Annotated in this window: 32 protein-coding genes and 1 pseudogene; 28 read left to right on the top strand and 5 right to left on the bottom strand. The window is 35.7% G+C overall.

What is annotated here, in order from left to right; all coding sequences use genetic code 11:
* Positions 1-5: 5 nt before the first annotated feature.
* The 3 genes from BTOYO_RS23835 (at position 6) to BTOYO_RS23845 (ending at position 1540) form a co-directional block, all read left to right on the top strand.
* The gene (locus BTOYO_RS23835) at positions 6-368 is read left to right on the top strand and encodes a hypothetical protein (protein WP_001125994.1); all 363 of its coding nucleotides are present in this window, start codon (positions 6-8) and stop codon (positions 366-368) included.
* 71 nt (positions 369-439) lie between these two features.
* Entirely contained in the window at positions 440-631 is a 192-nt protein-coding gene (locus BTOYO_RS23840) for a DUF3954 domain-containing protein (protein WP_000511363.1), read from the top strand.
* A gap of 522 nt (positions 632-1153) precedes the next feature.
* Positions 1154-1540, top strand: a complete 387-nt coding sequence (locus BTOYO_RS23845; protein WP_000360785.1) for a hypothetical protein — start codon at positions 1154-1156, stop codon at positions 1538-1540.
* Positions 1541-2582: 1042 nt separating this feature from the next.
* Here BTOYO_RS23845 and BTOYO_RS23855 read toward each other — a convergent pair.
* Entirely contained in the window at positions 2583-3152 is a 570-nt protein-coding gene (locus tag BTOYO_RS23855) for a cupin domain-containing protein (protein WP_001199851.1), read from the bottom strand.
* Positions 3153-3411: 259 nt separating this feature from the next.
* Positions 3412-4683 carry a BclA C-terminal domain-containing protein gene (locus tag BTOYO_RS23860; RefSeq protein WP_023441240.1) on the bottom strand — a complete coding sequence of 424 codons (1272 nt, stop codon included), beginning with the start codon at positions 4681-4683 and terminating at the stop codon, positions 3412-3414.
* A 284-nt stretch (positions 4684-4967) separates the two neighbouring features.
* On the opposite strand from BTOYO_RS23860, the gene BTOYO_RS28290 reads away from it, so the two are divergent.
* From BTOYO_RS28290 to BTOYO_RS23875, 3 genes are all read left to right on the top strand, one after another.
* A complete protein-coding gene (locus tag BTOYO_RS28290) occupies positions 4968-5228 on the top strand; it encodes a YopX family protein (RefSeq protein WP_000858918.1) in 261 nt (86 codons plus the stop codon).
* 593 nt (positions 5229-5821) lie between these two features.
* Entirely contained in the window at positions 5822-6097 is a 276-nt protein-coding gene (locus tag BTOYO_RS23870; RefSeq protein WP_000873133.1) for a hypothetical protein, read from the top strand.
* A 121-nt stretch (positions 6098-6218) separates the two neighbouring features.
* Positions 6219-6452 carry a hypothetical protein gene (locus BTOYO_RS23875; RefSeq protein WP_000092777.1) on the top strand — a complete coding sequence of 78 codons (234 nt, stop codon included), beginning with the start codon at positions 6219-6221 and terminating at the stop codon, positions 6450-6452.
* Between the two features lie 423 nt (positions 6453-6875).
* Here BTOYO_RS23875 and BTOYO_RS23880 read toward each other — a convergent pair whose 3' ends face one another.
* Positions 6876-7160 carry a DUF4183 domain-containing protein gene (locus BTOYO_RS23880; protein WP_001123250.1) on the bottom strand — a complete coding sequence of 95 codons (285 nt, stop codon included), beginning with the start codon at positions 7158-7160 and terminating at the stop codon, positions 6876-6878.
* Between the two features lie 286 nt (positions 7161-7446).
* Between BTOYO_RS23880 and BTOYO_RS27525 the strand changes: the two genes are divergently transcribed.
* From BTOYO_RS27525 to BTOYO_RS23900, 5 genes are all read left to right on the top strand, one after another.
* Positions 7447-7578 (top strand): DUF3983 domain-containing protein, encoded by a 132-nt coding sequence (locus tag BTOYO_RS27525; RefSeq protein WP_001061237.1) that lies wholly within the window; start codon positions 7447-7449, stop codon positions 7576-7578.
* A 104-nt stretch (positions 7579-7682) separates the two neighbouring features.
* Positions 7683-7856, top strand: a complete 174-nt coding sequence (locus tag BTOYO_RS27830; protein WP_000866512.1) for a hypothetical protein — start codon at positions 7683-7685, stop codon at positions 7854-7856.
* A gap of 26 nt (positions 7857-7882) precedes the next feature.
* Complete coding sequence (locus BTOYO_RS23890) at positions 7883-8365, top strand: ArpU family phage packaging/lysis transcriptional regulator (RefSeq protein WP_000166152.1); 483 nt, start codon at positions 7883-7885, stop codon at positions 8363-8365.
* Positions 8365-8955 (top strand): site-specific integrase, encoded by a 591-nt coding sequence (locus BTOYO_RS23895; protein WP_001012132.1) that lies wholly within the window; start codon positions 8365-8367, stop codon positions 8953-8955. The genes BTOYO_RS23890 and BTOYO_RS23895 overlap by 1 nt, the downstream gene beginning before the upstream one ends.
* A gap of 166 nt (positions 8956-9121) precedes the next feature.
* Positions 9122-10072, top strand: a complete 951-nt coding sequence (locus BTOYO_RS23900; RefSeq protein ID WP_001170290.1) for a nucleoside hydrolase — start codon at positions 9122-9124, stop codon at positions 10070-10072.
* 549 nt (positions 10073-10621) lie between these two features.
* On the opposite strand, the gene BTOYO_RS23905 is transcribed toward BTOYO_RS23900, so the two are convergent.
* Positions 10622-10951, bottom strand: coding sequence for a WGxxGxxG family protein (locus BTOYO_RS23905; RefSeq protein ID WP_000728143.1), 330 nt, complete (start codon positions 10949-10951; stop codon positions 10622-10624).
* 280 nt (positions 10952-11231) lie between these two features.
* Between BTOYO_RS23905 and BTOYO_RS23910 the strand changes: the two genes are divergently transcribed.
* Positions 11232-11747, top strand: a complete 516-nt coding sequence (locus BTOYO_RS23910) for a DUF3231 family protein (RefSeq protein WP_000512143.1) — start codon at positions 11232-11234, stop codon at positions 11745-11747.
* 465 nt (positions 11748-12212) lie between these two features.
* On the opposite strand, the pseudogene BTOYO_RS27070 reads toward BTOYO_RS23910, so the two are convergent.
* Positions 12213-12357, bottom strand: a pseudogene (locus tag BTOYO_RS27070) (DUF3956 family protein).
* Positions 12358-12715: 358 nt separating this feature from the next.
* Here BTOYO_RS27070 and BTOYO_RS23915 point away from each other — a divergent pair.
* From BTOYO_RS23915 to BTOYO_RS23985, 16 genes are all read left to right on the top strand, one after another.
* Positions 12716-13288 (top strand): hypothetical protein, encoded by a 573-nt coding sequence (locus tag BTOYO_RS23915; RefSeq protein ID WP_000008456.1) that lies wholly within the window; start codon positions 12716-12718, stop codon positions 13286-13288.
* 57 nt (positions 13289-13345) lie between these two features.
* Entirely contained in the window at positions 13346-13525 is a 180-nt protein-coding gene (locus tag BTOYO_RS23920) for a hypothetical protein (RefSeq protein ID WP_000390756.1), read from the top strand.
* Positions 13526-13546: 21 nt separating this feature from the next.
* Positions 13547-14395, top strand: coding sequence for a phage terminase small subunit (terS, locus tag BTOYO_RS23925; protein ID WP_000113796.1), 849 nt, complete (start codon positions 13547-13549; stop codon positions 14393-14395).
* Positions 14388-15794 (top strand): DEAD/DEAH box helicase family protein, encoded by a 1407-nt coding sequence (locus tag BTOYO_RS23930; RefSeq protein ID WP_000099353.1) that lies wholly within the window; start codon positions 14388-14390, stop codon positions 15792-15794. Before terS ends, BTOYO_RS23930 begins: the two co-directional genes overlap by 8 nt.
* A 69-nt stretch (positions 15795-15863) precedes the next feature.
* Positions 15864-17342 (top strand): phage portal protein, encoded by a 1479-nt coding sequence (locus BTOYO_RS23935; RefSeq protein ID WP_001280907.1) that lies wholly within the window; start codon positions 15864-15866, stop codon positions 17340-17342.
* Between the two features lie 113 nt (positions 17343-17455).
* The gene (locus BTOYO_RS23940) at positions 17456-17974 is read left to right on the top strand and encodes a phage head morphogenesis protein (RefSeq protein ID WP_000496050.1); all 519 of its coding nucleotides are present in this window, start codon (positions 17456-17458) and stop codon (positions 17972-17974) included.
* A gap of 113 nt (positions 17975-18087) precedes the next feature.
* A complete protein-coding gene (locus tag BTOYO_RS23945) occupies positions 18088-19290 on the top strand; it encodes an XkdF-like putative serine protease domain-containing protein (protein ID WP_000540217.1) in 1203 nt (400 codons plus the stop codon).
* Positions 19291-19307: 17 nt separating this feature from the next.
* The gene (locus BTOYO_RS23950) at positions 19308-20294 is read left to right on the top strand and encodes a phage major capsid protein (protein WP_000178928.1); all 987 of its coding nucleotides are present in this window, start codon (positions 19308-19310) and stop codon (positions 20292-20294) included.
* A 170-nt stretch (positions 20295-20464) separates the two neighbouring features.
* Positions 20465-20629 (top strand): YqbF domain-containing protein, encoded by a 165-nt coding sequence (locus BTOYO_RS27075; RefSeq protein ID WP_000869883.1) that lies wholly within the window; start codon positions 20465-20467, stop codon positions 20627-20629.
* Positions 20629-21165: a hypothetical protein gene (locus BTOYO_RS23955; RefSeq protein WP_000355576.1), complete on the top strand. Its 537-nt coding sequence runs from the start codon at positions 20629-20631 to the stop codon at positions 21163-21165. The genes BTOYO_RS27075 and BTOYO_RS23955 overlap by 1 nt, the downstream gene beginning before the upstream one ends.
* Positions 21162-21533 carry a hypothetical protein gene (locus BTOYO_RS23960; RefSeq protein ID WP_001004655.1) on the top strand — a complete coding sequence of 124 codons (372 nt, stop codon included), beginning with the start codon at positions 21162-21164 and terminating at the stop codon, positions 21531-21533. The genes BTOYO_RS23955 and BTOYO_RS23960 overlap by 4 nt, the downstream gene beginning before the upstream one ends.
* Positions 21534-21539: 6 nt before the next feature.
* A complete protein-coding gene (locus tag BTOYO_RS23965) occupies positions 21540-21950 on the top strand; it encodes an HK97-gp10 family putative phage morphogenesis protein (RefSeq protein WP_000024031.1) in 411 nt (136 codons plus the stop codon).
* A gap of 3 nt (positions 21951-21953) precedes the next feature.
* The gene (locus BTOYO_RS23970; protein WP_000072379.1) at positions 21954-22376 is read left to right on the top strand and encodes a hypothetical protein; all 423 of its coding nucleotides are present in this window, start codon (positions 21954-21956) and stop codon (positions 22374-22376) included.
* A 12-nt stretch (positions 22377-22388) separates the two neighbouring features.
* On the top strand, positions 22389-22991 hold the full coding sequence (locus tag BTOYO_RS23975) for a hypothetical protein (RefSeq protein WP_000118571.1): 603 nt from the start codon (positions 22389-22391) through the stop codon (positions 22989-22991).
* 58 nt (positions 22992-23049) lie between these two features.
* A complete protein-coding gene (locus BTOYO_RS23980; protein WP_000200741.1) occupies positions 23050-23568 on the top strand; it encodes a hypothetical protein in 519 nt (172 codons plus the stop codon).
* Positions 23532-23951 (top strand): hypothetical protein, encoded by a 420-nt coding sequence (locus BTOYO_RS23985; protein ID WP_002156368.1) that lies wholly within the window; start codon positions 23532-23534, stop codon positions 23949-23951. Before BTOYO_RS23980 ends, BTOYO_RS23985 begins: the two co-directional genes overlap by 37 nt.
* The last annotated feature ends 26 nt before the right edge of the window (positions 23952-23977 follow it).

The following is a 23977-nucleotide window of genomic DNA, read 5'->3' on the forward strand; positions in this document are numbered from 1 at the left end:
TTGTAATGCCAAAGCAGTTAACAATATTTGATGTTGAGCCTGTAGTAGCATTCGATACTAAGAAAGCACACATTCATCGATTAAATTCTAAAGTTCGTTTTACGGATGTAGTTGTTCAAGTACCAAAGCAAGTAAGAGCTACAGATGAATTAAAACCAACAACAGCGCCAAATGATCAGTATGAATTATTTGAGGAATATACAATTGGAATTTGGAGATTTAAGCGAGTGGAAGATAAGCAGTTCGATTGGGAAGAAGCGGAGGAACTTTGCAAGTCTGCGAGAGATAATAAAGAACCGATTTCAATACGACTTTATTTATCGTTAGAACAATCATTTATTCCCGATAATGTTGTGGAATATCTATAACAAAATAAAAAAGTCGAGATTGCTCCCGACTTGCTTCGACAAAATAATCATAACATACGGGAGTGGTCTTAATGGGAATTATTAAAGAAAATCTTGTAGAAATGAAAGCTGAAATAGATTTGAAAATAAACGGAATATATGTTGTTAAAAATGGTCAGGTCCAACTAATAGAACCACCCCAAGGTGGATTTGGTGAACAATCATTTGTATATCAAAGTGGAAAAGTAATTCGTATGGAAGAACGAAAAACACAGTTATTATAATCGAATTTGAATTTTATAAAAATAAATATTGAGGATAACCCTTATAAATAAGGGCTCCACTCTCAAAAGGATGAGAGTGGAGCCTGTGGATGAAATTACTGAGTTCTTGGGATGGTGAACACCAGCACATAAATAATATCATGAGTATTCAGAAAAAACATTGAGTAAATGTTTACGATTATTCAAATAATAGTAAATTAGTTTGAAACGAACAAAAGCGTTATTTTAATCGAAAAAGAGAATACGAACATGAAATAAGACCGTCCCCTTTATAGGAACGGCTGTACAAATATCATGTGCTGGAGGTTGCTCCAAATGGCATAAGACGTTTTCTCTAAACATTATAGACAAGAATATTTACGATTATACGCAAAAACGGCAGGCAACCGATTAAGTTACCTGCCATGTCCTGAAAAGATACGGAGGAGAGAGCTCCGATTTGAAAGAGTGAAGCCGGTGGGAAGTCGGCTTGCAGGTAGTATGTGTAATATAAAAAGGATTATTCGTAAAGGAGAATGGGAGATGGACAAACAAAAACGCATTGAAATCGTGAATTCACTTATTAAGTATCTTGCAGATTATGAGAGGGAGTTCTTTCGTTACAAGGATAGAACAGCACATTTTAAGCATGATGGTAGAAATCTATGGTTCATTGATCATGGCACGAATGTTCCGATGCGTATGACAAGAAGTTCTTACATGAACAAGAAACAGGAACATAATTTCTCTGGTGGCGGAACAATGTGGGGATTAATCAGAGATTTCACGGACTTTATATTTGGTAATGACAATTCGAACGGTAGAAATGGTTATGGAGGATTGTACTGTACTCATTGGGGTTGGTCAGAAGAAGGAATGGAAAAGATGCGTGAATATGCACGGGAAATCGGATATTTAAAAGCTTCATAAAATAGTTATCTTGTAATCAAAAATAAAATAACCCGCTAGTTATAACGGGTTATTTACACAAGGTATGCAAGAAATTCGAGGTGACTGGACGAGAGTACTCTATGGAATTCCTTGCAATAATAATGTATTCAAAAGGATCAAAAAGGTTAATGGAAATTAAACAAAATCCTTATTTAAATAAAAAGAGCGCTTTTAAAAGCGCTTGATGACCAAGATGTATATTGAAAAAAAGATTCACATCATATTGTATGTATGTTTTTAATGGTGGTGCAATTTTGAAACAAAATAGTTATTTTGGGAAGATGGAAGTTTATGTACTATATAAATTTGAAAATTATGGATAGGGAGAATGATCATAAAAAGAATATTGCATACAAAAATGCAGCATATATAATCCAGCCAAATGTAAGGGTAATGTATTTTAGAATTTTCATAATTAGTCCTTTTAGGTATAGAGTGCACCATGCTGGAGAATTTATTAATTTTTTAACAAAATTCTTATTTTAAAGCTAAAGAGCGCCTTGTAGTGCGCTCCTTATGCCTACTAATTATAAATGTTTATGTTTGATCTTAGATTTCTTGCTTGGAAATAAAATACTCTTAAACAAAGTTTAGATAGACAATACAGCCCATAATTACAATATAAAACAATGCACAAAAGAAGATTAAAATGTATTTTAATGTCTTGTTCATATTAGTACCGTCCTAAAAGAGGATTATTTGGATTTTAATATGGTATGTAAAAAAGGTGCATTTATACAAGGGAAGGGTAGCTAGCAAAAGTAAATAAAATCTAAAAAGAGCGCTAATCGTGAGCGCTCCTTATACCTCATTATAACGACAGTGACGAACTCACATTATATAGAAAGGCACTATTATTGTATGTCAGAGTATGAGATTAGTGAATAGATATAGATAAAATCTTTATTCAAAAATTAAAGAGTGGTTTTTAAGTGGCTCTATGACTAAGAGTTATTTTAAATTTTTTATGGTTTTGAAGTATTTAAGCAATAATTTTGTTTAAGACTAAGATATTTTCTCATTAGTAATACCGATTTGCTTCAGTAGACATGGCAATCGCTTTTGTTTCATGAACTGTACCATAGGGATGTTCTGGCGGTGCATATATAGAGTAAATTTTAAGTGGTTTATTCCCCATATTAATTACATTATGCCATTTTCCAGCAGGTATCATAATTGCATAGTCATCATAGACCATTTCTTGAAAATCTAATTTATCTTTGTTATCACCCATTTGAACGAGTCCTTGACCCTCTTCAATACGTATGAATTGATCGGTTGTAGGGTGTACTTCTAAACCTATGTCATCACCAACATTAATACTCATTAAAGTTACTTGTAAGTTTTTTCCTGTCCAGATAGCGGTTCGGTAAGTATTGTTTTGTTTGGTGGCTTGATTAATATTCAATACAAATGGTCTAGCTCCATAATCTGTTAATCTAACATTTTCACAACAAGGATTCCGGTTGTGGTCCCAAGCATTATTGTTGTAACTGTAATAATAAGGATTCCAACCGTAAATCCAATTATTGTTATTCCAGATGCTATCCATTGAGCTTTGACATTGATAATAACGTGGATTATATTGCATATCCAAGCTCCTCTCATGATTTTATCATTTACTGTTTATCCTATGCTGTTGTCTATTTATAGGAATGCAGAATAAGAGGAAATGGGCAGTAATAAAAAATACAAACAAACTTTATTATTTTTCCAGGAAAAATAAAAGTAACAAGTTAATAAAATCGTTATTTTAATTAAAAGAGCAGCTAGCAAAGGCTAACTGCTTGTTGAAAAAAGAATCCACCCAGGTTATTTACTGTCAGAGTTTCAAGAAACAAATGATTAAATTAACCTAACTTTTCAATTACAATTGAAGCATTTACATTTGTTTGTGTTCCACCTGCCAAAGTTTGCAAAGTGACCGCAGCAGCTGAAGTATGATTGTGGAGGGTAAGAACATCACCTGCGGCTAAAGAGAGGATTGTTTGCCCATTGTTATGCTGAGTTCCTGCACCTGATCCATAAACTGAGTTGGTAACTGGAGCACCATTTAAAAAGAGCGTAAATTGATTAGGTTCAACTCCTGATACAGAAAAAGAAATCTTATAATCTCCTGCATTAATAACCATAATCTGAGAAGTTCCAGGAGTATGAGTAAAACCAGGTGTCATTAAACCATTCGAATTAAAAAGAATAGGTGCTTCTAAGGCAACAACTTGAGCTGCTGTATTGAAAATATAAGCGTATTGAGATAATCCAGATACTGTAAGACCGGTAGGCCCAGGAATGCCTTGGATACCTTGAAGCCCAGTTGGACCAGTCGGGCCGATAGGTCCAATAAGTCCTGGATTACCTTGAATACCTTGGATACCCTGAATTCCAGTCGCCCCAGTTATTCCAGTGGGTCCAATAGGACCAATAGGCCCCGGATTACCTTGAATCCCCTGAATCCCTTGACTTCCTTGAGGTCCAGTGGGGCCAGGAATGCCTTGGATACCTTGAAGTCCGGTTGGTCCTGGTGACCCAGTTGGTCCAGTGGGGCCAGTCACTCCGGCTGGTCCTGGTGGCCCCCCGGAAGGTCCAGTCGGGCCCGTTGGTCCTGGTGGTCCCCCGGAAGGGCCGGTAGGTCCAACAGCTCCAGAAGGTCCAGTTGGACCTACAGAACCAGGAATGCCAGGAATCCCTTGAGGGCCGGTCGGGCCAGGAATCCCTTGAATTCCCTGAATCCCTTGAATGCCTTGAATCCCTTGAATTCCAGTGCCCCCCGTGATTCCAGTCGGTCCAATAGGACCTTGAATGCCAGGAATGCCTTGGATGCCTTGGATACCTTGAATTCCAGTAGGTCCAGTTGGACCAATAGATCCAGAAATCCCAGGAATCCCTTGAGGTCCAGAAATACCTTGAGGCCCAGTAGGTCCCAGGTTACCTTGAATACCTTGGATACCTTGAATTCCAGTAGGTCCGGTAGGCCCGGTAGGTCCCGAAGGTCCACCTGAAGGTCCGGTAGCTCCAGTAGGTCCCGAAGGCCCAGTAGCACCGGTTAATCCAGTAGACCCGATTTGAGGCAACGGAAAGGCACATGGAAATAGGATGTGACATTTCTTTTTAAATTTACTCATTTTTACACCTCCATTATAAACTAACTAGCCGATTTATATTTATACTTTAACAACTTATGAGCAAGCAGACATAAGGGTGTAAGGAAGAAAACTATAAAAATCACATGAAAGGTTTTAAGAGCAAGCCTCTATTTCACATTCCATACAAAAAAAGAGCACCATATATAAGTGCTCTTCTGACCAAGACTCTTAATGTAAAAGAGTACATAATATCATATTTGATTTTTTTCATAGGGTGAAGTATTTGAACAAAAACGCTATTTTAATAGAAAAGGGGAATGGATATGAAGACAACTAAATTACGTGTATGGGACAAGAAACAAAAGAAGTTCTTAGAAATCGGATCAGAAGAGGAACGAGCTACTCCGCAGTATAGTAGCAAAGATGGATTGTTCTTCACGTTAAATGGTTATGCTTATGAGATTGATGCGAAAATTGTTCAACAAACAGGCCTAAAAGACAAGGATGATACAGATATTTATGAAGGTGACATATTCGAAGAAAACTATTTTGATAATGAACATGAGGGACAAGTTATTAAATGATACGAGGTTATTTTTAATAATTGCGCTTTTATGGCCAAACCAATAGGTGTTAAATCTAGCAAGTTCCCATTATATTTGGTCTTTATGTTTGCTAATAAAGAGAGAAGTAATGATATGAAAGTACTTGGTAATGTTTTCGAAAACCCTGAGTTGTTAGAAAACTAAACAAAAACTTCATTTTATACAATAAAACAGCTAGCATGATTAGCTAGCTGTCCTGGTAAGAAAACGGTGCCTTAGCAAATGTTGCTGTTGTAATTGCGAATTACAACTATAGTATGAACAGAGTTGAAAATGTTATGCAAAAATAATCTAATAAAAATTTCATTTTGTCACAAATAAAAGAGCAGTTAGCCCAGTCTAACTGCTCGACACAAAGGTCATGATCTAGATGCATAGATATTATATGCTGAATTATTAATTTTATTCAAAAAGGAGTAAAGATGCCTTTAAGAAACAGGAGGAGGAACGAAACAAAAGAGCAGCTAGCAAAAGCTAACTGCTCTCCAGAAAAGCATTAAGAAGGAAGTTCAGAACTCAAGTGCATTTATAGTATGGACAAGGTTTAGAAATTTATTCGAGGAGGAATGAATATGAAATACTTCGAGTTTAATAAGCATGAATATTGGGCTATGGTTGCAGCAGAAAGCGAGAAAAAGGCGTATGAAATTTATCAAACTGAAGTTGCAGGTAATACGATTGCAGGTGGTATGGCAGAGGGAAGAGCGGAAGAAGTTAAAAAGAATATAGCTTTTGGTAAATATATCACATCGGCTATAAAACATGGTGGTAAGGAATATTTTGAAGCAGCTTGTGATTTTCATTCAAGTAAAAATACAACATTACTAATTGATTCGTCACTAACATAAAAAAGCAGCTAGCAAAAGCTAACTGCTTGGTCCTCCAAGGGGGAACAAGGAGAAAGTAACTTAATGGGTTGTCTACAGTATTGACGGAATATTGAGTTTTATTCAGGGGAGGAAAAAAGAAATGAGTAGTGCATGTACATGTCACATAGACAAAAATAAGTGTTTGTGGTGTAAAACAGGAGTTTATTGCAGCACGTTCGGATCAGAAAAATCTCAAGGAGCTTCAATGAATTTTCCTGACGGTAGAGTAATTAGGTTCCATACATCAAACATGGAAGAAGCTCATAATTTAGCGAATATGTTAGGTAATGTTGTAATTGGGATCGGGATGGAGAAAAAGAATGCTGAAAATTAGGCTTGGTATTGAAAAAGATGCATGGGGCGTTATGTTTGGGTATTACGCACCAGAAAGAACGTTAGGCATTTTAAATTAATGTGGAAAATACCATATGTAACCTAAAATAATTAAGCAAGAAATTCCAAGTGTAATTAATAAATATTTAAGGGTCGTGAGTACTGTTTTCATTGAATACCGCCTAAATTTTTAATTATTTTAGGCATTTAGTCCGGTATTTATGTATATAAAAATTTCATTTTGTAGAAAAGAGGAAGCTAAAAAAGAGCACTATCTATGGGTGCTCTTTTCGAGAGTGAGTATAAATTCCTATCATTCAAAACTAGTATATGCACTGTGTTATGTAGTTGCTACTAAAATTAATATCAGTTTTTTTAAAATTAGGGGTTTCTTTTAATGAAACCCCTAAAAAGACAACTAAATTTACGTTATTGTAAATTCAATTGCGATAGGAGTACCTCCATCTAGGACGGCACCTCCTACAATAGTAGCAGCTGTAGTAGTCACACCAGTAATAGTATCACCTGTTTGAATGACACCATTAATATAAAGCGTTAAAAAAGCATAAGAAGCAGGGAAGGTTGTTACAGCACCAGTATCATCGGTGAAGTCTGTGTTAGCAAAAGTTAAATCTGCTCCAGCGACAGTCCCTGTAGCTGCTGTACTTACAAATCGTCTTCCAGCTATAAAAGGCTTTACGATAGGCATTTATGTTCACCTCTTTTTGAGAATAAACTTAGACAATTTTTTTGAAAGTCTTGTCCTGTATTGTATTCTATGTTGTGATTCTTTTAAAAGATACGGCTTGTATACTAGTAAAAAAGTATAATTCGTATTTGTTTATAAGATGTAGTATAAATTTAAACAAAATAATCCTTTTGAAATTATATAGGTACAATTCACATTTGAGAAGTTTTTAGAATGTAATAAGGTATTAAATTAATGAAAAGGCCAAAAAATGGACAATACTGTTTCATAAGAAGGAGTGAGAGGGTTGAATAATTTAAAGAAAAAGAAACTAAAAAAAGCAATTGCTCGTCGTACAAAGGCTATACAAAAATATGAGAAAGACAGAATAGATAAAGCTTGGAGGAATCTTTTTATACAGATAAGTATCATGAAATAAATATAGTCCGGCTAGAAAACTAGAGGACACCAATTCATTAAGGCAGCAATTTAAGCTGTTTTAGGAATAGGTGTCCTTTTTATTTTGAAAAGGGAGATGGGAAAATGAAGGTGTTAAGAGATCAATTGCGTGAATGGGAAAAGCAATCGAACCAATCGAAAAAGAAAAAGAAAAAGAAAAAAGGAAAAGAGAAATTTAGTACTCGTGAAATTGAAGATTTAATGGGGATACATAGACCTTGCTATGAACGTAGACGTGGAGCGTTAAGACAAAAGTAATAAAAAATAAAAAGGAGTGGTCTTACATGACTAAACAATTATCTTTCTTACCAAAAATCGATAGAGCAGCAACACAAGAGAAGTTAGAGGGTGTTCTTGAAAGTGTACGTATATATAGACAGTTCGGAGTGATTCGTAAGGAAATGAAAGTCACTCCTTCTTATGAAGTTAGAGAACATGGTCCAACACATGCTGTTGGAAAGCCTTTGGAGGATGTGGCAATTGCAAATATACAACAAAGTGAGCATGAAGAGTGGTTGGAGTTAATGTCATTCCGTATTAATCAGTTTTTAAGTCGCTTAGGTAATAGTTGTGCAGGAAAGATTCAGAGAGATATTATAAATAAGCGTTATTTAGACGAAGAAGCCGTATGTGATTATATGGTTTATAACGAAATTGGAATGGCTGAACGTACATATCGCCGTTGGAAGTCCAGGGCGTTTTATAATTTAGCTTTTGCACTTAGATTAGAAGTTTATGAGACTGAAGGAAGGGGAGATAATGAATAATGAATTTTGTTCAACCAATACGTGATCCAGAGCAAATACAACAAATTAAAGAATATCTAAAAGAAAAGAATGAACGCAATTATATTTTGTTTGTAATGGGAATTAATACAGGTCTACGTATTAGTGACATTTTAAAACTGAAGGTTGGAGATTTAAAGGGTAGTCACATTTCAATGCGTGAAATGAAGACAGGTAAGCAGAAACGTATTCAAATTACTGCAGCATTAAGAAGAGAGTTAAAGTGGTACATTGAAGATATGGAAGACTATGAGTATTTAATTAAGAGCAGACAAGGAAAGAATCGACCAATAGGAAGAAGCATGGCATATAAAATACTTAGTACCACAGCAGCAAAGTTTGGTTTAGAAGAGATTGGGACACATACATTACGTAAGACATTTGGATATCATATGTACATGCAGACAAAGAACATAGCTTTGCTGATGGAGATATTCAATCATTCAAGTGAACGAGTAACGTTAAGATATATAGGAGTAAACCAAGATGCAATGGATAAAGCAATGACTAGGTTTAAAAATCTAATCATTGCTTTTTTGTTCGAGGATAGCAACATATGCTTATCGACTTAAGAACAGTAACTTACGCTTGAACATAAAATCAAATTTAGATGAGAAAAGCTATTTCAAGTGAATAGAATCCACTCTTTAAGAATACATAAAAAATATATATACAAGCGTAGTCTAATCACTACATCATTGGTGAAAGTAGAATTCTATAAATTTTGGAGGAAGAGATATGCAAAAAAAGGTTCTCCTGTTTACAGATTTAGGGATTGATGATGCGTTTGCTATACTGTACACCTTTTTTCGTAAAGACATTCAACTTGTAGGAATTGTGGCCGATTATGGAAATGTATCAAGAGAAAATGTAATAAGGAATATTAACTATTTGAAGTACATTGCGGGAAGAGAAGAGATACCTGTATTCCTTGGTGCTTCTGTACCGTTGACAGGTATATTGATTCAGTATTTCCCTGAGGTACATGGAAAAGTCGGATTAGGACCTATTATTCCCCCTGAAATTCCATATCCAGTTTATTCCTTAAATGATATTTATCAAATTATAGAATCAAATTTAGAAGATCTTACAATTATCAATTTAGGAAGACTTTCTTCGCTAGCTACGACTTTTGTATTGAATTTAGAAACAATGCGAAACGTAAGAGAATGCATTTGCATGGGGGGAGCTTTTTTCTACCCAGGTAACGTAACTGCTGTGGCTGAAGCTAACTTTTACTCAGACCCTTATGCAGCAAACTTAATTCTGCATCATGCAAAGAACTTGACGGTTATTCCTTTAAATGTGACTCAACATGCGATTGTTACACCCGAAATGGTCCAGCAAATCGATGCATTTCATCGGAATACACAGGATCTTGCAGGACTCATCATCAAACCTATGTTAGATTATTATTATAATTTCTACTCCAAGTCGAATCCTGGTATAAGTGGAAGTCCTATGCATGATTTTGTAACGGTGTGGTATTTGCTGAATCAAGAGGCTGTTAGCCTTTCAAGGGTACCCATTAAAGTAATTCCTGATCAAGGGGAAGGATTTGGTCAAAGCATTGCAGACTTTCGTTTTGTTACTAATCCAGGCTATAAAACGCATAATGTAGCTTTTCAGTTTGATTATGAAAAGTTCAAGAAGGATATTATGGAAACGTTCCTAAAGAAGAGAGTGTAACGGACTTTATTAACTTCAGATAATACGGATTATATGAATGAAATATCACTGCACTTCACGTACAAGAATACGAATTTTTTAGGGTGAAATTCGTCTAACATACAAAGCTTCCGAAATGTTGGTGTATCCTATCACTATCAAGCTAACAGAATAAAATCTTCCTAATTTCTGGTACATTAAACCTTTAACTTGATGACCATGTGGTGCTACCCTATTCTATACGGTTACTCATTTTTATTATGTTGTGTAACTCAAAAGAGAAAGTGCTATGAAGCTATCAATATCAAGGGCTGTAGCGTTTGGCGTAGTTACACAAAATATAAGATATGGGTAAGTGAAGAAACGGCATAAAAAAGAAGCGTAGTTCGTCAAATGGATGTAATGCTCTATTACTATTAAGTTGAGAAATTCATTGTTTCCGATTAATTGCATCTGTTTATTGTGATTCTTATTGATTTTAAAAAATAAAAAATCGCCTTATTAAAGGCGATTCATTTTGTATTCTTTTGATAAATAAATATCTTTTAAAATTAAATGCAATGTTCTACATTAACGTGTTTCTGGATCTTTGTCTTTTTTTCTAAGACCGAATAATCCTACTAGTCCCAATAAACCAAGCCAAGCCCAATTATTATTTTTATCACGATTATCATTTAAATCATTTGTCGTATTTACATTTCGAGTTCTCACATCATTATTAACTCTATTCATGTTATAGTCATTAACTTTATTCGTGTTATAGTCATTAACTCGAGTTGTAGTATTATTATTGTTAACTCTATTCGTATTATATCCATCGTATTCAGCATGGACGCTTGTACCAAAAACCGTAATAGTTAGTAATAGGGCACCTAAAATAGATGAAAGTTTTTTCTTCATAGTTTTCCCCCTCCTTTCATATTCAGTAATGTCTCCAGTTTTTTAGGCAATATTCGTTTGAAAATATATAAAACCATTTGAATTGAAATGTATTTATTATTTATAAGAATAAATTTTTGGTAACTGTACATTCTATGAGAGGTAATTACTATATTTGGGTAAGGTGTTCCTTATGAGTTATAAGAACTTATTTTCTTTAATCCAGAACATGGTTAGGAAAATTTTTTCTATAGTAAGTATTGTTGCTAAAAGTCTAATTTCTTTAAGGAGGAATATTTTTATGGGTATTTTAAGTGGAAATCCACAAAATGAACCAATGCACTATGGAGAAGTCTTTGGGATTTGGAGTTACCTTGCAGCGGCACAAGGTGCAATTGCTGGATATCAAGTTCTTATTAACCACACAGGAGACGAGGATTTAAAGAAATTTTTAGAAAACCTTGTAGAGAATGATATCCAATCAGAAGTTGAAGAATTAAAAAATATATTAAAATTGAATGGTGTTGCATTACCACCAGCACCTCCAGAAAGACCAGTTGCATCTATTGAAACGATTCCTCCTGGTGCTCGTATTAATGATGCGGAAATTGCAGCTAAAGTTTCTATGGATCTTGCTGCTGGGTTAGTAGCATGTAGTCAAGCTATGGGACAATCCCTTCGAGAAGATGTAGGAATGATGTTTGGTCAATTTCATATGAAAAAAGCACAAGCTGGAGCTATATTACTTCGTCTGAATAAGAAAAAAGGTTGGATTATTCCGCCTCCATTACATGTTCTACAATCAGATCAAGCATAATACCTAAATAAAATTCAATCTATTCTTTATGACTGTTGCAGTGAAGTTGTCTAGAAAAATAAAGGTTATTAGTGAATTAAAATAAGTGGCAGAGTCGTGACCGCTTTTTGGCAGTAAATGTGCCGGCTGTTTTGGAATCAATGTGATATATTTGTATTGTGAGTAGTGGCGGAAAACATTACTTATAAAATTCCTGATAACTGAAAATGGATCGTCATAACCGGTGGCGAAGGTTGCAGATTGGATGAACAGTTATTTCTTGTTTTCACATTTAATTGCAATTCACGTTGTATAAACGGGGAAGGGCTTTTGCTCTTCTTCCAGTTACTTAATAATGTACAAACAAATTGATGCAGCAATATTAGGTGATTGGAAGAAGGAGAAAACTTCATTTACCGTAATTGAAATACAAATAAATAATTGATATCAGAGCATCCATTCAGGTGCTTTTTTTTGATATGCTAATTAATTAGAAATCGGTATTCCAAGTACTCTTAGAGCTAATGCTACTTGAAGAGAAATCTCTAATCTAGCAATTTCGATACCAGCTACTGTAAGAACTAAAAAAAGGTTGGCCATTTACAAACAAAACAAACTCAACACAAACCAAATATTGTAAAGAAGGTTCAAAAACTATCTAATGTAACACATCATATATTTTGTTACGTAAATTTCGATAAAAATAGAGATAGTTAACTAAATGAAGTTTATGCAAGGGAAAGTGGATGTTTTAGGCTAAAAATAGCGTAAAATCAACGATGTATAAAAAATGTTGTAAGTTGAAGTTCTCGGAAGTGCCATAAACTTTGATATGACGGCATATTTCCCAAAAACCTTGTTTACATAAGTAACCTTATCGGTAGTCATTTTGAATATCTATTCATTTCCCGTGCATAGAACAAATTTCCTACTACTATTTTAAAAATAAGATTCTTTTTGTGCTAAGATGGATAAAAAAGGATGATTTTATGAGTTTTATATCGGTTGTGTTAACAAATGACTTCATATCAGTGATGGCGGATGGCATGGTTAGTAAACAAGAAGATGGTAAAATTACTGAACTTAAGTCGGATTATAAGAAATTCAAAAAAATATCAAAGTATCAATTTGTTACATTTACAGGTGCAGTAAGGATTTTTGGAAATATAGTTAATAAATATACGTATAAAGAAGACCCGTATGATTTAGAAATTGTTGCAAATGAAATTAAACAATTGTTACTGCAAGAAATCAGAGATAACAAGCTTGCTGGTCAAGTAGTTGTAGGCGGCATACAAAGCGGCGATATAGTTGCGTATACAATTACGAGTGATAATCAAATTAATGGGTTTTATAAGCCGATTGGTTCAGAGTTAGCACATTTACATTTAACAAGCGATTATATAAATCCTAAAATAAAAGAAAATGTACATAATTTATTTATCGATTTTTGTAAGAGGACTAACAATATAGAGGAATCACAGATATTGTTGAATAAAGTTGTGGCTGATAATGATCCAACAGTTAATAATAAGGTACAACGTTTGTTAATTGAACTTTAAAGTAGCGAATTTGCTACTTTTTTTATTTTGTAAAGCGATTAGCGTGAGGTGGTGTAAATGGAAGAAGAAAATATAGACGTTCCTACATGCTCTGTTTGTAATGAACTCTGCATGTGGACATTAAAAATGCCATTAACTATTACTCATTTTGATAAAACATATCTCCGTGAAGCAAATACGGATAATGCTCATATATGCATTGAGTGTTTAGAGAAGGAAGTGCAAACAATTGGATAAGGGGGCAGGTGTTATGTAATTATGGCCAGACAACGAAGTCCAGACCGTAACAAAGCGTATGAAATATTTAAAGAACATAACGGTGATATTACGAATCGTAAAATTGCTGAATTGTTGTCTACATCCGAAAAAACTGTAAGCGAAAAAACGGTTGGTGGATGGAAATCCAAAGATGGATGGATAGACAAATTAAATGGAGTACTCCATAAAAATGAACTTAGTACTCCGAAGAAAGATACGGAGTACTCCAAAAAGAAACCAGGGGCACCCAAAGGTAATAAGAATGCTGTAAACAATCGCGGGGGAGCTAAAAAGGGCAATAAAAATGCTGTTGGTAATCCCGGAGGTTCTGCTCCATTGCGCAATGGTAATGCTGCTACTCATGGTTTATATAGAAAGTATTTACCGCAAGAAATATATGATCTGAAAGAAGAATTAAAAGAAGCAGTTAACAATGATTCATTATCAATCATTTGGGATAGCATTATGTTGCAGTACACTCAAATCATTCATGCTCAACGTATCATGTTTGTTAGGGATAAAGAGGACATGACAAAGGAACTGCGAAAGAAAAAACTTACCGAAAGTGGATTCGAGGAAGAATGGGAAATTCAATTCGCCTGGGATAAGCAAGCTAGTTTCTTAAATGCTCAATCGAAAGCAATGTCAACATTAGTAAATCTTATTGAAAAATACGATAGGTTAGCTAATACAGAAGAACAAAAACTACGAGTTGAGAAACTCAAGAAAGAAATCGCTGCTATTAAAGTTGATGGCGAAACTAACCAGAATACAGAAGACTGGAAAGAGTCACTTATGAAGATAGCGGAGCGCAGACGTAAACAAAAGGAAGCTGAAGCTAATGAGTAGTACTGCTTTTAGTGAGTTCATGGAGATAATCGATGTTTATTGGGATGATCCAGTTGCGTTTGCTGAAGATATGCTTGGTTTTTATCCGGATGAATGGCAAAGAAAAGTTCTTATGGATTTAGCACAAAGTCCAAAGGTTTCTGTGCGTTCTGGTCAAGGTGTTGGTAAAACAGGTCTTGAGTCAGTTGTTGTTATTTGGTTCCTCTGCTGTAGACCGAACCCAAAAGTTATTTGTACAGCCCCTACAAAGGAACAGTTATTTACTGTACTTTGGGCCGAAATAGCTAAATGGTTAGAAGGTAGTGCAGTTAAAAATCTTCTTAAATGGACTAAAACACGAGTATACATGATTGGTAGTGAAGAACGTTGGTTTGCTACTGCTAGAACAGCAACGAAGCCGGAGAATATGCAGGGTTTCCACGAAGATTATATGTTATTTGTATGTGATGAAGCTTCTGGTATAGCAGATCCTATTATGGAAGCTATACTTGGTACTTTATCTGGCGCAGAAAATAAATTGTTTTTATGCGGAAACCCAACAAGAACAAGCGGTGTTTTTTATGATTCTCATAATCGTGACAGAGATTTATATAAAATACATAAAGTCTCTAGCTTAGATAGCCCTCGAACCAGTAAAGACAATATAGAAGTATTAAAAAAGAAATATGGTGAGGGTTCAGATGTTTGGCGTGTACGTGTACTTGGTGAATTTCCTAAAGCAGAAGCAGATGCTTTTATTCCACTAGAGATTGTAGAGCAAGCAGCATCTTGTAAAGTAGAGCCGACTGGTGAAACACTTGACTTAGGTGTTGACGTTGCGCGATTTGGTGATGATGAAACTGTAATTGCTCCAAGGATAGGAAATAAAGTCTTTAAATTATTAAACCACTATAAACAAGATACTATGGAAACTGCTGGTCATGTATTGAAATTAGCTAAGGAATACATGGCAAAGTACAAGCAGTTAAAAAGAGTTGATATAAAAGTCGATGATAGTGGTGTTGGTGGTGGTGTTACGGACAGATTGAAAGAAGTTATTAAATCTGAACGATTACCATTCAAAGTATATCCGGTTGTGAATAACGGGAAGCCGCTTGATGATGAGCATTATGATAATGCAGGTGCAGAAGGTTGGGCCGTAGTAAGAGATTTACTTGAAGAGAATATGAAAGCATTTATACAGGGTGAAGAACCTACAATGGAGATTCCAAATGATGAAAAAATGATTTCTCAATTTTCTAGCCGTAAATACAGAATAACAAGTAGAGGTAAGATTGCATTAGAGCGAAAAGAAGAAATGAAGAAACGCGGATTGCAATCGCCCGATAGAGCAGATGCTATAGTTCTAGCCTTCTATAAACCAAAAGTAGTTATGGGCGGTAAGGTTAAAAGAGTGTAGTCGGACATTAATTGTTCGGCTATTTCTTTTACTCTTTATTAATAGAAGAAAGGAGGACATACAAACGATATGAGCGATAAGAAAACAATTAAGAATGTAAAAGTATTTGGTATTAATAAATCGGCTGATGATCCGAACAACAAGGAAGACAACAGCAAGCAAATGGCAGTTGATCCATTCGCTCAAACATATAGTGATAAAGGATTAATTAAACCTCCTTATGATATGGCAGTGCTACTGGATATAAAGGAAAGTAATCCTATTCATTCTGCTTGTATTAGCGCAAAAGTCGATGATATTGCTGGTGTTGGTTTTGACTTTGCCCCTTTTGAAGAAGTAAAAGAAGCCGCGAGCCAGGAACAATATAAAAGGTTAAAAGACTTTATGAGAAATTGTAATCCGGAAATGACAAGCTCCGAGATCATAAGGGCCGTATGGGATGATTATGAAACAGTTGGCTGGGGCATTATTGAAGTTGTTCGTAATAACAAAGGTGAACCGTCAGAACTATACCACATTCCAGCTCATACAGTTCGTGCTCATAAAGATAAAGTTCGCTTTGCTCAAATCGTAAGTAACAAAGAACGATGGTTTAAAAAGTTCGGTTATCCTGATGAGTTTCGTCTTGATGATGGTAATCCTTTAGGGGCAGAAGATATTGCGGAAAACGGAACAGAAAAAGCCGGAGAAGTAATTGTTATTCGTAAATTCGGTTCTCGTTCTTCTTATTATGGGATACCTAATTACGTTAGTTCTATCGGTTCAATAGTTGGATCTCAAGCAGTGAGAGATTACAATATAAACTTTTTTACAGGTAAGACAATTCCAGACGCTCTGCTATTCCTTGAGGGTGTCGATGAAATAGATGAGGGAACAGAAAACGAACTAAAAGCATTTTTCTCTGCAGAAACTAAGGGTGAACATCATAAGTTGGCCGTGGTTCCTGTTCCACCAGGAGCAACAGCTAAGTTAGAAAAAGTCAGTCCAGACGTAAAAGAAGGTAGTTTCCGTTTATATAAGCAGGATAGCGCAATGGAGATATGTGTGGCCCATCGTGTACCACCTTATCGTATTGGTTGGGCTATGACAGGTTCATTAGGACAAACAACTGCTAAAGAAATGAACGAGATGTACAAGCGTTCTATTATTGAACCTGGACAAGAAATATTAGAACATCGATTAAATAATCAATTGTTCCGTGTATTTGCTGAAATACTAGGCGGTTTAGATTGGTATTTCAAATTAAATGAAATCGATACGGATGATCGTGAAGCAGATTTGAAGTATGCAAAAGACAGTTATGAGGGTGGAATATTAAAACTGAATGAGTCCCGTAAAGTAGTAGGTTATGAACCTGTACCAGAAGGAGATAAATTCTTTGATGGTAAAACCGAAGCTTCTCCACCTGAACCAATTGCTAAAGCTGCAAATAATGAGCAAGATAACTTAATTGCTATTAATACATTTAGGGAAAAGCATGAAGAAGTAGAGAAAGCTATGCAAAAGAAGGTAGCGGATTTTTTTCCGAGCAGGGAAAACGGCTCTTAAACCTGCTTCCCGTAATTCGTATTAATAAAGCAGATGAAGAATTTGTTCCTGTAATTGATGAAGCAGAAGTTGATGGATTTCTTGATAGTGTCGATTGGGATGAAGAAAGACAAATGTTTGTCGATGAAGTCACAGACACCCTACAGGATGATGTAACAGACTTTGTACAAAGTGCCATTGCATCAAACGGTTTAACCTGGATGGTATTAGACCCAATTGGTGACGTTGCTGCAAAATGGGTTGCTGCTTACGCTATTGAATTAGCTAAAGGAATCCATGAAACCACTAAAGATAGATTAAGAGAAACTATGTTAAAGAATCTTAGTGAGGGAATGGGTGTCGATGCATTAAGTGTTTCTATTGCAGATGTAATGTCAGAAGCAAGTAACTACAGAGCAATGATGATTGCACGAACAGAAACAACATATGCAATGAACTACGGTAATTTAATTGCTTATAAGGGCGCAAATAGAAACACGAAAACATGGCTTACAGGAAACGATGAGCGTGTTTGTAAAGAATGTGGTGGTTTACATTGGGAAACGGTAGATATTGATGATCTATTCAGCAATGGAAAGATGTGTCCGCCAGCTCATCCACATTGCCGCTGCACTATGATTTCAGAAGAGTAGTAAAATACACCTATTTGATTGGGGTTTCATCGTCAAAACGTATACGGCTTTAAATTGGCTGCTATGCGTTTTGACAGTGGAACCCCAATATTTATAGGGAAGGAGGTAAAACGATGGGATACGAACTAAAAAACGCCAATATCAGTTATATTTCACTAGTTACAAAGGGCGCAAACGGTCGTCAATTTGCCATTATGAAAAGTGAATCTGCTAAACAACCTAATATATCAAAGCAAGTTCCAATCCTTAAAACAGAAGAAGAGAAGCAGCTTGTTACAGGTGTTGTATATGAACCAGATGTAGAAGATTCACATGGGGATATTATGACCGCAGAAGAAATAGAAAAGGCTGCTTATACCTTTATGGAAAATTACCAACACATCGACAAGCAACATGATGAAATCGCTGGTAAAGGGACTGTGGTTGAAAACTGGATTGCTAAAAGTGATATGACAGTAGGCGAACAAGAAGTAAAAGCAGGAACGTGGCTTATGACTGTTCGTGTTGATGATGCAGAAACCTGGGAAGAAATAAAAAAAGGTGAAGTCACTGGTTTTTCTATGGGTGGATTTGGTGAACGTGTTGAAATTGCCAAGACTGATGATTTTACTCATGAAGATAAAGGCCTTATTCGAAAAATTCTAGATTTCGTTAAAGGTGAAACTCACAAAATCGCAAAAGGTGAAGTAAAAGACCGCTTTGTTGATGAAAAACAAAAGCGTGATTTGCGGGCTGTTTTTAATTTATTTGAAGATGTGTTCTATTGGGAGATTTGGGAAAGTAACCCCGATATCGACCGTATGGCAGCTGCTCTTGATGATATGAAGGACATACTTTCTTCTATTAAAGGCGGTTATACCATTGCGAAATCAGAGGACAGTGTACAAGCAGAAAGCATTGTTTTAGAAAGTATTAAAAAAGCTGGGAAGGTATTATCCCAAAAGAATCATACAAAATTAGATGAAGCATTAGCTTTAATTACTGAAATAAAAGAAGCAGCTTCACCACAGGAGGAAGACGAAATGAAAGCAGAAGATATTGCAGAGATTGTTAAACAAGCAGTAGAGCCACTAGCTACTAAATTAGAAAAGATTGAAAAGCAAGTGAATGGCGAAGAAGTAGAACCGACACCAGAAGAGCAAACAGATGAAGAGAAAGTTGCAGCGGTTATCCAAAAAGCATTAGCGCCATTTGCTGAACGTCTTGAGAATATCGAAAATGCTGCTTCTATTCGTAAAGGCTTAGACCCAGACGAAGAATTCACACCAGGGCAACAATCAATTAAAAAGTCTAAATGGGCAGGGATTAACCTGTAAGAGGAGGATTTATTATTATGACAATGACTAACGCACAACTATTAAAACGTTTAGATCGTATTGAAAAGGCAGCAATGACAACAAGTGGAATGAATGCAGGATTATTAAATCCGGAGCAAAGTAAAGAATTCTTCCGTATGGCGTTTGATACAACACCATTCTCACAATTACACCGTAAAGAAATGCGTAAAGCGAAGCAGGGTGAATTAGATAAAATCGCAATTGGTGGCCGTATCTTACGTAAGAAAACAGAAAATAGCGATGATGGATACCGTGCCGGTGTGGAAACATCAAAAATTGAATATAATACAAAACCAATTCGTCTACCTTGGGAAATTACTGAAGAATTACTTCGTGAAAATATTGAAGGTGAAGGTTATGAGGATACAGTAATGGAACTCATGTCTACTCAAACCGGTATTGACCTTGAAGACTTACATTGGAATGGTGACCTAGATTCTTCCGACCCATTCTTAAATATTAATGATGGATGGTTGAAAAAAATCAAGAAATCAAAAGCATCACATATTGTGGACCATGCTAAATTAGTAACTGGTACAGGTGAAGCAGCAACTGCTAATGGATTCGGTAAAGGTTCTATCTTTGCGTTATCTGGTGCAATGCCAAATAAATATAAAAATAGTAATCTACGTTGGATTATGTCTCCAAACCGCAGAGAGAAATGGATTGAATATTTAACAAATCGTCCTACAGGTGCCGGTGATGCTGCATTACTTGGAGCAGGAGATCAAGTTAATAAACCAATGGGATATGGAATTGTGACAGTGCCATCTTTAGCAGATGATGTAATTCTTCTTGCAGACCCTAAAAACTTTATTGCAGTTAATACATACGATACTCGTATCCGTAAAACAACAGAAGGTAAAGCTGCAGTAATGGAAGATAAACGATTCTATGTAATTCACTTTGATGATGATGCTGTAATTCAAGAAATGGATGCAGTAGCAATCCTAACAAATATTCCGGATGCGTTTGGAGCTTAATATCCAGGCGTATTTTTTATGGAAACAAACTCTTTGTTATTAGGGTTTTGAATGTATACTTTTTTAATATTTTCTTGTTTTTAATGGAAAACGAGATACAACCAATAAAATCAACAATACGAATGTAAACTTTCATATAATAGTTTGCATTCGTGAAAGGGGTGTTAATTATGAAAGTAGTTACGCTGCGATTCGGTGGCACTTACACCGCTTATGGACAAAAGTTTAAGAATGGCCAAGAAGAAACAGTTGCAAACGAAAAAGCTGATTACCTTGTAAGCACTGGACATTTTGAACTTGTAAAAGAAGTCGATAAGAAGGAGAAAGAAACATAATGGATATTACCTTACAAGACATTAAAGACCGCGTAAATGTGCAAAAGATGCCTGATACAGTAATTCAACAACTAATAGATTACTATGCGGTTATTGCTAAGAAGTATTTAAGAGTTAAGCCGGAGAATCCAATGAAAGAAATCATCCAAACAAGTAAATTAGCTTGGCTTTCTTTTCCTGCTGAATCTATAGCAAAAGTAACTCATGTTAGTTCTAAACAAGATATGACCGATTCTATTACTATAAATGGGCGTATTGTTTATGGTTTATCCGAAAATCAGTTATATGAATTCGAATATAAGATACAAGATTATGATGATCTGCAGGTACTTATGAAGAAATGTATTATTGATTTGGTTGTTTCTGCAGTAGTTCGTGCTAACTTACAACGAAAAGGTATGAAGACATCGGAGAGTATTGGTGATTATTCGTACCAGATTAGCCCAGAAACGCTAGATGAACCAGCTACAAACAATAAGATACTCAATGGTTTAAAAGGTTTTAGAGCCAGAGTTAAGCCGGTGATGGCCACATGAACGAAATGTATTTCGATGATGGTGGGATGGATGATTTATATATTCATGAGGTAGTTGTAAAACGAAAATCAAAAAAGAAACAATCCTCTGGTAATTATGCAGAAATAGAAGCGGACGTTTACGAGAATATGACTTGTCGTGTAACTACTAATTCTGCTGCTGATAATGAGAGATTTAAGCGTGATAAACAAAATTTCGATACAACCTTTAAGATATATGCACCTGCTTCTTACATAATTAAACCCAATTATCTTATTCATTTCAAAAATGAAGATTTGGGTGTTGATTATACGTTTGAAGTAAAAGGAGAACCGCGTAATCCTGCGTTTATGAATCACCACATTGAAATTTATTGCGAAAAGGTATGAATCTATATGGCTAATTCAGTAGAAATTGAGTACTCAAGCAATATGGAGCAAATAAAGACGCATATTAACGCTATGTGTGTTGAAAAAGTCACAGCAGCATCTATTCATTTACAAAATCAAGTTAAGAAGAATCTCACGGGTAGCCGTAGCGGTAAACAATACAAAATACCTCATACGAGTCGAAAATATACTGCTTCTAAACCAGGTGAAGCTCCTGCTGTTCGTACCGGTGACTTGTTAAATTCAATTAAATACAATGTTAAACGGTCACAATCAGAGGTATTGGGTGCAGTAGGGAGCGATTTGAAGAAAGCAATATGGCTTGAAACTGGTACAAGTCATATGGAAGCCCGTCCATTCCTATTAAAAGCGTTTGAAAAAGAACGTAGAGAACTTAAAAGAATGATGGGAGGGTAATAGATGTCTAACACTATTGCAGCTATTAGAATGCTTGTAGAGAACGATGAAATAATAAAAGCTAATCTATCAGAATATGGTGAAGGCGAGGACAAAGGCCCTGCTCTTACATTCCAAACCGCACAAGATGATATGAACATGCCTTATGCAGTTATAAGAATTGAAGCAAATAATCCGGATGACGTCGAAATTATAGCCCGTATGATTCTTAATTTTGATGTGTATTGTGATAACGGGGATTATGATAAGGCAAATACAATTGCTACACGTATTGAGAAGTTACTAGATAGAGAAGTCGGTTTAAAAGATGATGGGATACTTTCTATACATCGTGCAGGTAGTATCCCTGTACCAGATGAAGACCCATCTATCATTCATATAAATGTAAAATTTCTTGTCCGAACCATGCGAACGGACTTGTATTAGGGGGTAGGACAAATGAGCTGGAAATTAATTAACGGTGTCCGTGAAGGGACTACAGATAATTTTGTTATCGGTCCTGGTGTCATGTACAAAGGGTTTAAAAGTGTAAAAGAATTAGGTGAACTTGTAGGAGCAACTACAGGCGGAACAAAAGTTGGTTTTGATCGTGAGTATTATGATGCAGATATTGATGGTGTACTAGGCAAAATGGTGCGCGGTAAGTGGTTATTAAAAGATGAACCGCATGTAGAACTTACATTAGTAGAGTTTACAAAAGAAAACCTGCAGTTAGCTTTACCAGGGATGACGGTAGATAGTACAACTGAAACAGATTACGATATTATGAAACCTTCAAATGATATTCCAGATTCGAATTACCATGATATCGCACTAATCGGTATGATTTCGGGCAGTGAGTTACCAGTAATTTTTGTAATTCGTAATGCAATGGTAGTTTCATCTATTGAAGTAGATCTAAAAGACGGTAAAGGAACTGTTGGTTTGAAATGTAAGTTTATCGGCCATTACAGTGAATCTGCACCAACTACACCACCATACGAAATCTATTTACCAAAGAAAAAGAAAGCAACAGTACAAAAAGCACCGGCTACCGCATAAATGGTAGTCGGTTTTCTATTGCATGAAACGAGCTGAATACAAAAAAGGAGCGGACGAAATGACTTCTATATTAGAAAAAATGATGAATACCGGTACAGAAATTACAATCTTAGGTGAAAAAGTAACAATGCGACGATTAAATGTAACGGACGTTTGGCGATTCGCTAAGATTATTTCGAAGGTTGGACGCAACGCAATAGTTAACTTTGCTGATTTCGGTAAGGATAAGCAAGCAATGGATGAACTAACTAAAGCAGCAAAATCTCTTCCAGAAGAAGAAAGACAAGCACAATTAGTTGCACTTAAAGAGAAGCAGCAACAAAAAGGATTAGAATTCGCTTTCCGTGTTCTAACGATGATCCCTGCTTGTGAGGATGATTTTACAGAGTTCTTTGCTAGTTTATTAAAAGTGAAAGCCGAAGAATTTAGACAGTTCCCTCCGGAAGCAATGGTTGCTGTTATACAGGGCCTATTAGAAAGTGAAGACTTAATGACTTTTTTCAACCAGGTCAAGGGACTCGTGAAAGTTCAGAGCGAGAAATGGAGCCAATCAGCAGCAGCTCCGATTCAAGCTTAAACGAAAATTCAGATGAATATTTAGAGGAAGCCGAACAAAACATGTTACGTGCTTTCGATAAGATCCAAAAACGGTATGGATGGACAGATGATTATGTCTTATCAATACCGTATTCGCGTTTAATGGATCTGTTTTCTTTAATTGCACGAGAAGAGCAGCAAGAAGAACTAAATGAGTGGAAGAAGATGGCGTTCATTGGCTTTCAAACCCGTCAACTTGAAGAAGGTACTACTTTTAATGATTATCTTCAAGCCTTTGGACTAACGGACACCCAGGACGATAAAGAATCATCTTATGAAATGGGTGAAGTATGGACGAAAGAAGAGTGTGAAGCGCATGCTGCTCAAATCATGGCTCACTTCCAAGAAGACGATGAAGAATAAAATGGTTATCGGCCCCGTGAAAGGGG

The sequence above is a fragment of the Bacillus toyonensis BCT-7112 genome, assembly GCF_000496285.1.
Taxonomy (GTDB): Bacteria; Bacillota; Bacilli; order Bacillales; family Bacillaceae_G; genus Bacillus_A; species Bacillus_A toyonensis.

Excerpts from the sequence above, each read along its gene's own strand:
- terS (WP_000113796.1), top strand. The coding sequence starts at position 13,547 with ATGGCCAGACAACGAAGTCCAGACCGTAACAAAGCGTATGAAATATTT.
- BTOYO_RS23985 (WP_002156368.1), top strand. The coding sequence starts at position 23,532 with ATGGAGCCAATCAGCAGCAGCTCCGATTCAAGCTTAAACGAAAATTCA.
- BTOYO_RS27075 (WP_000869883.1), top strand. The coding sequence starts at position 20,465 with ATGAAAGTAGTTACGCTGCGATTCGGTGGCACTTACACCGCTTATGGA.
- BTOYO_RS23895 (WP_001012132.1), top strand. The coding sequence starts at position 8,365 with ATGAATTTTGTTCAACCAATACGTGATCCAGAGCAAATACAACAAATT.
- BTOYO_RS23900 (WP_001170290.1), top strand. The coding sequence starts at position 9,122 with ATGCAAAAAAAGGTTCTCCTGTTTACAGATTTAGGGATTGATGATGCG.
- BTOYO_RS23880 (WP_001123250.1), bottom strand. The coding sequence starts at position 7,160 with ATGCCTATCGTAAAGCCTTTTATAGCTGGAAGACGATTTGTAAGTACA.
- BTOYO_RS23935 (WP_001280907.1), top strand. The coding sequence starts at position 15,864 with ATGAGCGATAAGAAAACAATTAAGAATGTAAAAGTATTTGGTATTAAT.
- BTOYO_RS23855 (WP_001199851.1), bottom strand. The coding sequence starts at position 3,152 with ATGCAATATAATCCACGTTATTATCAATGTCAAAGCTCAATGGATAGC.
- BTOYO_RS23890 (WP_000166152.1), top strand. The coding sequence starts at position 7,883 with ATGACTAAACAATTATCTTTCTTACCAAAAATCGATAGAGCAGCAACA.
- BTOYO_RS23920 (WP_000390756.1), top strand. The coding sequence starts at position 13,346 with ATGGAAGAAGAAAATATAGACGTTCCTACATGCTCTGTTTGTAATGAA.
- BTOYO_RS23910 (WP_000512143.1), top strand. The coding sequence starts at position 11,232 with ATGGGTATTTTAAGTGGAAATCCACAAAATGAACCAATGCACTATGGA.
- BTOYO_RS23870 (WP_000873133.1), top strand. The coding sequence starts at position 5,822 with ATGAAATACTTCGAGTTTAATAAGCATGAATATTGGGCTATGGTTGCA.
- BTOYO_RS27830 (WP_000866512.1), top strand. The coding sequence starts at position 7,683 with ATGAAGGTGTTAAGAGATCAATTGCGTGAATGGGAAAAGCAATCGAAC.
- BTOYO_RS23905 (WP_000728143.1), bottom strand. The coding sequence starts at position 10,951 with ATGAAGAAAAAACTTTCATCTATTTTAGGTGCCCTATTACTAACTATT.
- BTOYO_RS23930 (WP_000099353.1), top strand. The coding sequence starts at position 14,388 with ATGAGTAGTACTGCTTTTAGTGAGTTCATGGAGATAATCGATGTTTAT.
- BTOYO_RS23875 (WP_000092777.1), top strand. The coding sequence starts at position 6,219 with ATGAGTAGTGCATGTACATGTCACATAGACAAAAATAAGTGTTTGTGG.
- BTOYO_RS23835 (WP_001125994.1), top strand. The coding sequence starts at position 6 with ATGCCAAAGCAGTTAACAATATTTGATGTTGAGCCTGTAGTAGCATTC.
- BTOYO_RS23945 (WP_000540217.1), top strand. The coding sequence starts at position 18,088 with ATGGGATACGAACTAAAAAACGCCAATATCAGTTATATTTCACTAGTT.
- BTOYO_RS23965 (WP_000024031.1), top strand. The coding sequence starts at position 21,540 with ATGGCTAATTCAGTAGAAATTGAGTACTCAAGCAATATGGAGCAAATA.
- BTOYO_RS23970 (WP_000072379.1), top strand. The coding sequence starts at position 21,954 with ATGTCTAACACTATTGCAGCTATTAGAATGCTTGTAGAGAACGATGAA.
- BTOYO_RS23980 (WP_000200741.1), top strand. The coding sequence starts at position 23,050 with ATGACTTCTATATTAGAAAAAATGATGAATACCGGTACAGAAATTACA.
- BTOYO_RS23940 (WP_000496050.1), top strand. The coding sequence starts at position 17,456 with ATGTTTGTCGATGAAGTCACAGACACCCTACAGGATGATGTAACAGAC.
- BTOYO_RS23860 (WP_023441240.1), bottom strand. The coding sequence starts at position 4,683 with ATGAGTAAATTTAAAAAGAAATGTCACATCCTATTTCCATGTGCCTTT.
- BTOYO_RS23840 (WP_000511363.1), top strand. The coding sequence starts at position 440 with ATGGGAATTATTAAAGAAAATCTTGTAGAAATGAAAGCTGAAATAGAT.
- BTOYO_RS23960 (WP_001004655.1), top strand. The coding sequence starts at position 21,162 with ATGAACGAAATGTATTTCGATGATGGTGGGATGGATGATTTATATATT.
- BTOYO_RS23950 (WP_000178928.1), top strand. The coding sequence starts at position 19,308 with ATGACAATGACTAACGCACAACTATTAAAACGTTTAGATCGTATTGAA.
- BTOYO_RS23975 (WP_000118571.1), top strand. The coding sequence starts at position 22,389 with ATGAGCTGGAAATTAATTAACGGTGTCCGTGAAGGGACTACAGATAAT.
- BTOYO_RS23845 (WP_000360785.1), top strand. The coding sequence starts at position 1,154 with ATGGACAAACAAAAACGCATTGAAATCGTGAATTCACTTATTAAGTAT.
- BTOYO_RS23955 (WP_000355576.1), top strand. The coding sequence starts at position 20,629 with ATGGATATTACCTTACAAGACATTAAAGACCGCGTAAATGTGCAAAAG.
- BTOYO_RS28290 (WP_000858918.1), top strand. The coding sequence starts at position 4,968 with ATGAAGACAACTAAATTACGTGTATGGGACAAGAAACAAAAGAAGTTC.
- BTOYO_RS23915 (WP_000008456.1), top strand. The coding sequence starts at position 12,716 with ATGAGTTTTATATCGGTTGTGTTAACAAATGACTTCATATCAGTGATG.